A 9,980-nucleotide genomic window follows, 5' to 3' on the forward strand; every position below is an offset into this window, starting at 1 on the left:
GTCCGATTCTAGGGGAGAGCGCGCACCGTCCACGCATGCCCGCGCGGGGCAGACCAGTGGGGGAGTTGTCGCTACGCTGTGACCATGAGCACCGATGGACTCGCCGCAGCACAGCAGAAGATGCAGGACGCCGGGGTCGCGCAGACCGCGATCGACGTCTTCTCCCACTACTACGGGCAGCTGGAGGAGGGTGTCACCGGGACCATCCCCGAAGACACGATCGAGCCCTACCTCGACCCGCCGAAGCTGGAGGACGTGAAGATCGACGTCGCCGAGGCGAAGAAGGTCTTCGACAAGCTCGCGATCATCAACCTCAACGGCGGGCTCGGCACCTCCATGGGCCTGGACAAGGCGAAGTCCCTGCTCCCCGTGCGCGAGGGGAAGAGCTTCCTGGACCTCATCGTCGAGCAGGTCCTCGCCGCCCGCCGCGGCACCGGCTCCCGCCTGCCGCTGATCTTCATGAACTCGTTCCGCACCCGCGAGGACACCCTCGAGGTGCTCTCCAAGTACCCCGACCTCCCCGTCGGTGACCTGCCGCTGGACTTCCTGCAGAACAAGGAGCCGAAGCTCCGCGTCGACGACCTGACCCCGGTGCAGTGGGAGGCGGACCCCGACCTCGAGTGGTGCCCGCCCGGCCACGGCGACATCTACACCGCCCTGCAGACCTCCGGGCTGCTCCAGCAGCTGCTGGACGCCGGCTTCAAGTACGCCTCGGTCTCCAACTCCGACAATCTCGGCACCGTCCCGAGCCCCGTGATCGCCGCGTGGTTCGCCGCGACCGGCGCGCCGTACGCGGCCGAGCTGTGCCGTCGCACCCCCGCGGACCGCAAGGGCGGCCACCTCGCGGTGCGAAAGTCCGACGGACGGCTGATTCTGCGCGACACCGCGCAGACCCCCGCCGAGGAGATGGACTTCTTCACCGACGAGCACCGCCACCCGTTCTTCCACACCAACAACCTGTGGTGGGACCTCGAGCAGCTCGACGCGATCCTCAAGGAGCGCAAGGGAGTGATGGGACTGCCGCTCATCCGCAACGAGAAGACGGTGGACCCCTCGGACAAGTCCTCCACGCCCGTCTACCAAATCGAGTCCGCCATGGGCGCGGCGATCGAGGTGTTCGACGGGGCGACCGCGATCGTGGTGGGCCGCGACCGGTTCCTGCCCGTCAAGGCCACGAGCGACCTGCTGCTGGTGCGCTCGGACCTCTACGAGCTCGACGAGCGCCGCGCGCTCGTGAAGCAGGTCGAGCAGGTGCCGGACGTGTCCCTCGCCTCCGGCCCGTACAAGCTCATCGGCGACTTCGAGGAGCGCTTCGGGCAGGGCGTCCCCTCGCTCAAGCAGGCCAAGCGCCTGGACATCCAGGGCGACTGGACCTTCGGGGCCGACGTCGCCGTGGTGGGCGAGGCGGTCCTCGGCGGCGAGGGCGGCGAGGTGCCCGAGGGGGCGAAGGTCGGCGCCGCCGGCTGACGGCGGCTCGGGTGGACGAACGACCCCCGCCTCCGACGAGAGTTCGACCGAGCGCCCGGGTCCTCAGCGGCCCGGGCGCTCGCTGGTCCTCGGCTGCGCCGGTTCCGAGTCCTGAGGGACCGACTGCTCCGTCGCGGCCCAGGCCGCGAGCATCGCAAGGGCGTCGGCCGACGGGCTTCCCGGGGGCGCCGTGTACACCATGAGCCGCAGCCCGTCCTGCTCGGCGAGGTCCATCGCCAGATAGTCCAGGTCGAGGTCACCCACCACGGGGTGGTGCAGGCGCTTGGTGCCGGTGCGGTGGAAGCGCACGTCGTGCCGCGCCCAGCGCACGGCGAACTCCTCACTGCGGGTGGAGAGCTCACCGATCAGGGCCGAGAGGTCGCGGTCGTAGGGGTGGCGGCCCGCCTCGATCCGGAGCATGCCGGTGACGTCGTCCGCCGAGCGCTCCCAGTCGCGGAAGAAGCTGCGCGAGGCCGGGTCCAGGAACAGGAACCGGGCGGTGTTCAGGGGACGGGCAGGGCTCTCCATGAGCGGGGAGTACAGCGCCCTGCCCAGGTGGTTGGTGGACAGGACGTCGTGGCGGGCGTTGCGCACTTAGGCCGGCGCGTCCGTGATCGCGTCCAGCACCTGCTGGACCGGGGCGGGCACGGCGCGCGGGGAGCGAGAGGGGGTGCGTGTGCGCGGTGCGGCGTTCGCGCGCCGGGCGAGGTCCATGAGGTGGTCGTGCTCGGCCTCGTCCAGCTGCAGCGCCCGGGAGAGGGACTCCAGCAGCGTGTCCGAGGCACCGGCGAGGTTCCCGCGCTCGAGGCGGATGTAGTAGTCCACGCTCATCCCGGCGAGCATCGCGACCTCCTCGCGGCGCAGCCCGGGCACGCGCCGGTTCCCGCCGTAGGCGGGCAGCCCCGCCCGCTCCGGGGTGAGTCGGGCCCGGCGCGTGGAGAGGAACTCGCGGACGTCGTCGCGGTGGCTCGTCGTGCTCATCGTCGAAGACTAGGCGCTGCGGCCGACGGGAGGGAGGTACGGGCGGACCCCCTCAGGGGCCCGCCCGTCCCGTCTCAGGCGCGCGCGGCGGCGTCTCCGGCGCGGGCGGCCGCGGTGACGCCCGGATGCGGGGCGGGGCCGCGCTCCCAGCCCTGGCCGCCGGTGAGTTCCAGTGCATGGGGGAGCGGGTTGCCGTAGCGGTGGTTCGTGGCGCTGATCGCCTGCTCGCGCAGGAAGGTCAGCAGCTCGACGCGGCCGCTGGCGACCACGGGGCCGGTGAACAGGGCCACCTCCACGCGCTGCGCCTGCGCCTCGCGCAGCACGGCGGGTGCCTCGCCGAGCACCCGGATCCGGTGCTGGGCGATGCGGTCGAACCGGGCGGCGAGCTGCTCGTCGGACTCGACGGTGACGGAGGCTCCGCCGGCCGTGCCCTCGGCCCGCGCGGCCGCGGCGAGCTCCTCGGTCGCGGCGGAGACCTCGACCGCGGCGCCGACCGTGGCCGCGGCGTGGAGGACGCGGCGCAGCTCGAGCGCGGTCGCGCCCTCCGGGGCGCGCACCAGCACCGGCAGTGGCAGGTAGCGCAGGACGTCGATCTCGCCGTGCAGCTCCTGCTCGTCGCGGGCGCGGAAGGTGGTCGCGAGGTGCTCGCGGTCCGAGGCGCGGGCCGCCTCGAGCCAGGCCTCGCCGTCGGCCTCGCGGGAGGGGACGGCGGGGGAGTCGGCGATGTCCTGGAGGTGGACGAGGTAGTTGGGGCCGCCGGCCTTCGCGGTCTGGCCGATGGCCGAGCGCTTCCAGCCGCCGAAGGGCTGGCGCTGCACGATCGCGCCGGTGATGCCGCGGTTGACGTACAGGTTCCCGGCCTCGACGTGCTCGGTCCACCAGGCGATCTCGGCCGGCTCCAGGGAGTGGAGACCGGCGGTGAGGCCGTAGTCGGTGCCGTTCTGCATCCGCACCGCCTCCTCGAGGGAGTCGGCGTGCATCACGCCGAGCACGGGCCCGAAGTACTCGGTGCGGTGGAAGGCGGATCCCTCGCGCACGCCGATGCGCACGCCCGGGGACCACTGGCGCCCGGTGCCGTCCAGCAGCTGCGGCGCGGTCAGCCAGGTCTCGCCCTCGCCGAGCTCGGTGAGGCCGGAGCGGAGCTTGTCACCGGGCGGCTCGATGACCGGGCCCATCTGGACGGTCGGGTCGACCGGCTCGCCGACGTCCAGGGACAGCACCGCATCGGCGAGCTGGGCGTTGAAGCGGCGGGAGCGGGAGACGGAGCCGACGGTGATCACGAGGCTCGCCGCGGAGCACTTCTGCCCGGCGTGGCCGAAGGCCGACAGCGCCACGTCCTTCGCGGCGAGGTCGAGGTCCGCCTGCGGGGTGACGATGATGGCGTTCTTGCCGGAGGTCTCGGCGAGGACCCGCAGCTCGGGCCGCCAGGTGGAGAACAGGGTCGCGGTGTCGTAGGCGCCGGTGAGGATCAGCTGGTCGATCGCGGGATGGGCGATCAGGGAGCGGCCCACCTCGTCCTCGGGCACCTCGACGAGGGTGAACACGCCCTCCGGCACCCCCGCCTCGTGCAGGAGCCGTCCGACGAGCGCACCGCAGCGCCGGGCCTGCGGGGCGGGCTTCATGATCACGGCGCTGCCGGTCACGAGCGCCGCGAGCACGCCGCCGGTCGGGATCGCGACGGGGAAGTTCCACGGCGGGGTGACCAGGGTGAGCGGTCGCGGCGCGAGGGCGATGTCGCCGTGCGCGGCAAGGCGCTCGGCCTGTTCGGCGTAGTACAGGGCGAAGTCGATCGCCTCGGAGACCTCCGGATCGCCCTGCTCGAGGGTCTTGCCGGTCTCGGAGGCCATGACCTCCAGCAGCTCGGCGCGGTGGGCGGCGAGCGTCCCGGCGACGCGACGCAGGATCAGGGCGCGCTTGGCGACGGGCAGCGCCGCCCAGACGGGCTGGGCCTCCAGGGCGCGCTGGACCGTCTGCTCCACCTGCTCGGTGGTCTCCAGCCGCGCGGCCTCCGCCTCGGTCTCGCCGAGCACGGAGCCGCGGATGCGGTGGGTGATCCGCTCGGCCCAGGCCTGGTTCGCGGGGGTGGACAGGTCGGTGTCCGGGGTGTTGCGGAAGGCGCCGGGCACGGCGGGCAGCGCCTCGGAGCCGAGCTCGAGCATCCGTCCGCGCTCGGCGCTGCGGTCCTGGGTGCGATGGGTGGCCGGGGAGGACTCGGACAGGGCCAGGTCCAGGGCACGGGTGAAGCGGTCCTGTTCGCGGGCGAAGAGGTCCTCGGAGCTGTCCAGCTCGAAGGCGGCGGAGAGGAAGTTCTCCGAGGACGCGTTCTCCTCGAGGCGGCGCACCAGGTAGGAGACGGCCACGTCGAAGTGCTTGGGGTGCACGATCGGGACGTACAGGCGCATGGTGCCGGTCGCCTCGCGCACCACGGCCTGCTGGCCGGGCGCCATGCCGGCGAGCATCTCGAACTCGACGCCGTGGCCGGGACCGGTGGGGATGCCGCGCTCGCCCATCAGCAGCAGGGCGAAGGCGACGTCGAAGAGGTTGTGGCCGGCGACGCCGAGGTGCACGGCGGCGAGGTGCTGCGGATCCAGCGCCTCCAGCAGCATGCGCTTGTACTGGGCGTCGGTCTCGAGCTTGGAGAGCAGCGGTGCCTGGGGCCAGCCGTGCAGGGAGGCGTCGACCTTCTCCATGGCGAGGTTCGCACCCTTGACGAGGCGCACCTTGACGGGGGCGCCGCCGGCGGCGACGCGTCGCTCGGCGAAGTCCCGCACCCGGGCGAGGGCGGTCGGGGCGTCCGGCAGGTAGGCCTGCAGCACGATGCCGGCATGGAGGTGGGCGAGCTCGGGGCGGTCCAGGAGCTTCTCGAAGACCTGCAGGGTCAGCTCGAGGTCGCGGTACTCCTCCATGTCGAGGTTGAGGAAGGTGGGGTTCTGCTCGCGGGCGGCGTCGAGGTACACCGGCAGCAGGGTCTCGACGATGTGGTCCACGGTCTCCGCCGCACCCCACAGGGGCAGGTGGTCCACGATCGAGGACACCTTGATGGACACGTAGTCCACGTCATGGCGGCCCACGATCTCGCGCACGCCCTGGAGGCGGCGGGCGGCCTCCTGCGCGCCGAGCACGGCCTCGCCGAGCAGGTTGATGTTCAGCTTCGTCCCGTCGGCCGTCAGGCGCGTGATCGAGGTGCCGAGCGGCCCGGGACGGGCGTCGAGGATCAGATGGGAGACCATGCGGCGCATGGCGGCCTGCGCGGTGGGGACCACCACCGACGGGGCCACGTGCGAGGCGGCGCCGCCGAGGGCGACCACGCGGCGCAGCGCGGCGGGCAGGAAGGCGGGCGGGTCCTGGGCGAGGCGGCGCAGCTCGACCGCGGCGGCGCGGGGATCCTCGGGACGGATCACGCGGTCCACGAAGGCGAGGGTGAAGTCCAGGCCCTTGGGATCGCGCAGGAGGTCGGACAGCAGCTTCGCCGGGCCCGGCACGGGGCGCGCGGCGGCGGCCTCCACCCAGGTCGAGACCTGTGCGGCGACGTCCTCGGCGGTGAGGTCCGTGGCGCGGCGGTTCCCGGGGCCGGGGGACGAAGGGTTCTGCGGGGACAACGGGGTTCTGCTCCTCGATCGCACATCGCGGCGACGGCGCGGCGGCGGCGTCGCCGAGGGCTTGCTCGCCCTGACCTGATCGTAGGTCCTCCCACGGCCCCTGCCGACCGCGAGAGACCCCGGGATGTGGAGGTCCTGTGACCGGAACGGGACCATTCTGGGACGGCCCGGGAATCGGACCTCCGGGCGGCCGACCGACGAGCCCGCGGGAACCGCTCGGTCGGTCGGAGGGGCGGAGAACCCCCGCGATGCCAGGGGACTGTGCAACGATGCGCAGGAACGATCGGACACCGACGACCCACCGGACACCTCTGGAGGCACCGATGAAGAAGTTCATCTTCCTGGCAGGACTCGGCATCGGCTTCGTGATCGGCTCGCGCGCCGGCCGCGGACCCTACGAATCCCTCGAGCGCACCGCACGTCAGGTCGCTGAGGACCCCGAGGTCCAGCGCCGCGCCGCGCAGGCCAAGGACACCGCGACCAAGGTCGCCCAGGACACCGCGGCCACGGTGAAGGAGAAGGCCCCCGAGGTCGCCTCCACCGTCAAGGAGAAGGCCCCCGAGGTCGCCGCGAGCGTGCAGGGCGCCGCCGCCGGCGCCGCGGGCGCCGTGAAGGACAAGGTCTCCGGCGGCTCCGATGCCCAGGGAGACGAGGTCTCCTCGGCCGACACGCCCTTCGCGGGCGGGGACGCCGAGGTCGGCGAGGACAAGCCGCTCAGCTCCTGAGCACGCCGGGCCCGTCAGAGGGCCCGCACAGCCGCCGCAGCGCCGGCGTCACCCCAGCACGGTGACGCCGGCGCTGCGCTGTTCGTCCATGAAGCAGGGGCCGCACAGCGACATGTAGGTCACCTCGCCGCTCGTGCCCCCGTCGATCGCGACCTGCTCGCCCTCGAAGACGAAGCGGTCCCCGATGCGGCGGCAGTTGAACTCTGCCTGGGAGCCGCAGCGGCACATCGTGGGCAGCTTCTCCACGTTGTCGGCGAGCTCGAACAGGCGCTGCGCGCCGGGGAACACGGCGGTGCGGAAGTCGGTGCGCAGGCCGTAGCAGATCACGGAGATGCCGTCCTGCTTGGCGATCCGGAACAGCTGGTCGATCTGGGCGGGCTCGAGGAACTGCGACTCGTCCACGAGCACGCAGTGCAGGGGGCGCAGCCCGCGCTCGTCCGCGGTGGCCTGTACCCGGGCGCGCAGGTCCTCACCGGGATGCGCGAGGACGTCCACCTGCCGCTTCGCCCCGCCGCGGGCCACGACCCAGTTCTCGCCCTTGGTGTCCAGGGCGGGCTTGACCGTCAGGGTCGCCAGGCCCCGCTCGTCGTAGTTGTAGGCGGTCTTGATGAGGGTGTCGGACTTCCCGGAGTTCATCGCTCCGTACTTGAAGTGCAGCTTGGCCATGCGGGGTGGTCTCCGAGGGGGTCGGGGGCGGGGGAGCGGGGTCAGAGGTGAAGGATCAGAAGGCGTCGAGCACGCTGGGACGCGGCCCGGCCAGCAGCGCATCCAGCAGCGCAGCGGCGCGCGGGTCGTCCGCCTCGGCGCGCAGACCGAGGCGCCGCGCGTCGGCGAGGGAGCGGCCTCCGGTCAGCAGCAGAGAGGCGGCATGCACGTCCAGGTGCACGGTGCCGAGGGAGTCGAGGTCGGCGGAGGCTGCCGCCTCCGTCGGTTCCTGCGCGAGGACGCGGATCTGCCCGCCCACCGCGACGACGTCGAAGGCGCCGGCCGCACGGCAGGTGCCGGGCGGGACGGTGGCGTCCTCGACGATCAGTCGCAGTGCGCCGTGCACCCCGGCCGGGGCGGGCCGGGCGGCGAGGGCCGCGGCGGTGTCGATCACCCGCATCAGCACGAGCGGGACCGCGTCCGAGGCGCGGCGCGCACGACCACCGGGCAGCACGTCCAGGACCGGGTCCTCGGTGCGGACCCGCAATCGCAGCTCCTCGACCAGCGTGGACCAGGTGCCGAGCACGCGCAGCAGCGCCCGGAGATCATCGCGGTCGCGGCCGAGGACCTCGTGGACCTCGAGCTCTCTCCCCTCGGCGGTGCCGGGTCCGGGGCGGCGCCGGGTCCAGGAGGCGTAGCCGCGGTCTGTGCCGTCCTCGCCCACGAGCAGCACCGCCTCCCAGCCGCCGCCGGGAAGTCCCTCGGGGAAGTGCGGACCCTCCCGGCGCAGCATGCCGTTGTCGCCGGCGGTCAGCTCCGTGTACAGCGCCCGCAGGCGCGGCATCGTGGCGGCGGTGACGGGGAGCGTGCGCCGACCGGGCACGGGGCGGATCCGCTGGAGGTCCACCAGCGGCACCACGAGGCTCTCGGGCCGGGCGACGACCTGGTAGCCGTGGCGGCGGTAGATCTCGGGGTTCGAGGCGAAGAGCATCGAGAAGGGCATGCCCTCGGCGTCGCAGCGGGCGATCACAGCATCGACCATCGCGCCGAACAGTCCGTCGCCGCGATGGGCCGGGTGCACCGCCAGACCAGCAACCCCGCCGCTGCGGGCGCGTCCGCCGCCGAGCGCGATCCCGTGGTGCAGGATCCGCGCGCCCGCGGCGAGCACCCCGTCGCCCCCGCCCCCGTCGGCCCCGCCCCCGTCGGCCGCACCCGTCGCCGCGAGCATCGCCGAGGAGTCGATGCCGAGCACGCTCTGGCCGGGGCTGAGAGGAGCGGCCGCCTCCTCCGGGGTGAGGTCGAAGCGGCCCCCGAACGCCCCTGCGGACAGTGCGCGGTAGGCCGCGGCGTCCGCGGTGGTGAGGGAGCGCACGGGGAGCGGGTCAGGCAGCGGGGAGGGCATGCGGGAGAGTCTAGGTGCGCTCCAGGGTGCGACGGCGGCGGGCCCCGGTGCGGCTGTTGCATACTTGCCTGGCGAGTCCACCCGGAGGAGATGCCGTGACCCCACGCCGCGACAGCGAGTCGGCGAGCACGTCCAAGAACGGCGCCCGCAAGCCCTTCACCCGTGCCAACAGCGCTCATCGCTCCGCGCGGGAGGCGCTCTCGCGCCGCCTCTCCGCCGGCGACCCCCGCAGCGAGCAGGATCCGCAGCGCCGGATCCCGGTGGGCCTGTCCACCTCCTCCGTCTTCCCCTCCGGGGTCGAGGAGGGCTTCCGCCTCGCCGCCGAGATCGGCTACGACGGCATGGAGGTGATGGTCTCCTACCCGAAGGACTCCCAGGACCCCGAGATCCTGCGCGAGTACTCCGAGCGGTACGAGCTGCCGATCCTGTCCCTCCACGCCCCGACCCTGTTCTTCCTGCAGGGGCTGTGGGGACGCGAGCCGTGGGTGAAGATCGAGCGCACGATCGAGCTGGCCAAGGAGCTCGAGGTCCCGACCATCGTCGCCCACCCCCCCTTCCGCTGGCAGGGGAAGTACGCGCGCGGCTTCGTGGACGGCGTTGCCCGGCTCGAGCAGGAGCACGGCATCGCGATCGCGGTGGAGAACATGTACCCGTGGCGGCTCGGGGTGCGTGAGGTGCTGAACTACCTCCCCGACCACGACCCGACCGACGAGGACTACGAGCACGTCACCGTGGACCTCTCCCACGCCGCGACCGCCGGCGACGATGCGCTGGAGATGATCGAGCGCCTCGGCGACCGGCTCACCCACCTGCACCTGGCCGACGGCTCCGGCAACACCACCAAGGACGAGCACCTCGCCCCCGGGGAGGGCAGTCAGCCCTGTGCCGAGGTGCTGCGGCGCCTGGCCAACCGCGGCTGGGAGGGCTCGGTGCTGCTGGAGGTGACCACCTCCCGCGACGCCGAGGCGCGCGAGCGCACCCTGCGCCAGTCCCTCGCCTTCGCCCGCCACCACCTCGGCCACCACCTCGACGGCGAGGACGAGGGCGAGGGCGCAGGGGAGGGTGCGGCCGACGGGGGCGCCGACCGGGGCGACGTGGGATCCACCACCCCCTGAGCCCCCGTCCAGCCTCGGGTGTGAGAATGGCGGGTGCATGTGCCGG

General features: G+C 73.1%; 6 protein-coding genes and 1 pseudogene. 3 read left to right on the forward strand and 4 right to left on the reverse strand.

All coding sequences use genetic code 11. The annotated features are described in order from the left end of the window. Positions 1-84 precede the first annotated feature (84 nt). A complete protein-coding gene (locus HNR70_RS05505; RefSeq protein ID WP_184324767.1) occupies positions 85-1,467 on the forward strand; it encodes a UTP--glucose-1-phosphate uridylyltransferase in 1,383 nt (460 codons plus the stop codon). A gap of 63 nt (positions 1,468-1,530) precedes the next feature. Here the strand turns inward: HNR70_RS05505 and HNR70_RS05510 are convergent. Further along, positions 1,531-2,448: pseudogene (locus HNR70_RS05510) on the reverse strand (helix-turn-helix transcriptional regulator). 74 nt (positions 2,449-2,522) lie between these two features. Then, positions 2,523-6,047, reverse strand: coding sequence for a bifunctional proline dehydrogenase/L-glutamate gamma-semialdehyde dehydrogenase (locus tag HNR70_RS05515; RefSeq protein WP_184324768.1), 3,525 nt, complete (start codon positions 6,045-6,047; stop codon positions 2,523-2,525). A gap of 323 nt (positions 6,048-6,370) precedes the next feature. Between HNR70_RS05515 and HNR70_RS05520 the strand changes: the two genes are divergently transcribed. Then, positions 6,371-6,772: a hypothetical protein gene (locus tag HNR70_RS05520; protein WP_184324769.1), complete on the forward strand. Its 402-nt coding sequence runs from the start codon at positions 6,371-6,373 to the stop codon at positions 6,770-6,772. 48 nt (positions 6,773-6,820) lie between these two features. Here the strand turns inward: HNR70_RS05520 and HNR70_RS05525 are convergent, their stop codons facing one another. Continuing rightward, the gene (locus HNR70_RS05525) at positions 6,821-7,438 is read right to left on the reverse strand and encodes a thymidine kinase (RefSeq protein ID WP_184324770.1); all 618 of its coding nucleotides are present in this window, start codon (positions 7,436-7,438) and stop codon (positions 6,821-6,823) included. 55 nt (positions 7,439-7,493) lie between these two features. Further along, positions 7,494-8,819: a GNAT family N-acetyltransferase gene (locus tag HNR70_RS05530; RefSeq protein WP_184324771.1), complete on the reverse strand. Its 1,326-nt coding sequence runs from the start codon at positions 8,817-8,819 to the stop codon at positions 7,494-7,496. A gap of 95 nt (positions 8,820-8,914) precedes the next feature. Here HNR70_RS05530 and HNR70_RS05535 point away from each other — a divergent pair, with 95 nt between their 5' ends. Continuing rightward, complete coding sequence (locus HNR70_RS05535) at positions 8,915-9,934, forward strand: sugar phosphate isomerase/epimerase family protein (RefSeq protein ID WP_184324772.1); 1,020 nt, start codon at positions 8,915-8,917, stop codon at positions 9,932-9,934. Positions 9,935-9,980 lie beyond the last annotated feature (46 nt).

This window comes from Brachybacterium aquaticum (assembly GCF_014204755.1).
In the GTDB taxonomy this organism is placed as follows: Bacteria; Actinomycetota; Actinomycetes; order Actinomycetales; family Dermabacteraceae; genus Brachybacterium; species Brachybacterium aquaticum.

What these genes read in the sequence shown, in the direction of transcription:
- HNR70_RS05525 (WP_184324770.1), bottom strand. Translation starts at nt 7,438, where the DNA reads ATGGCCAAGCTGCACTTCAAGTACGGAGCGATGAACTCCGGGAAGTCC.
- HNR70_RS05505 (WP_184324767.1), top strand. Translation starts at nt 85, where the DNA reads ATGAGCACCGATGGACTCGCCGCAGCACAGCAGAAGATGCAGGACGCC.
- HNR70_RS05520 (WP_184324769.1), top strand. Translation starts at nt 6,371, where the DNA reads ATGAAGAAGTTCATCTTCCTGGCAGGACTCGGCATCGGCTTCGTGATC.
- HNR70_RS05530 (WP_184324771.1), bottom strand. Translation starts at nt 8,819, where the DNA reads ATGCCCTCCCCGCTGCCTGACCCGCTCCCCGTGCGCTCCCTCACCACC.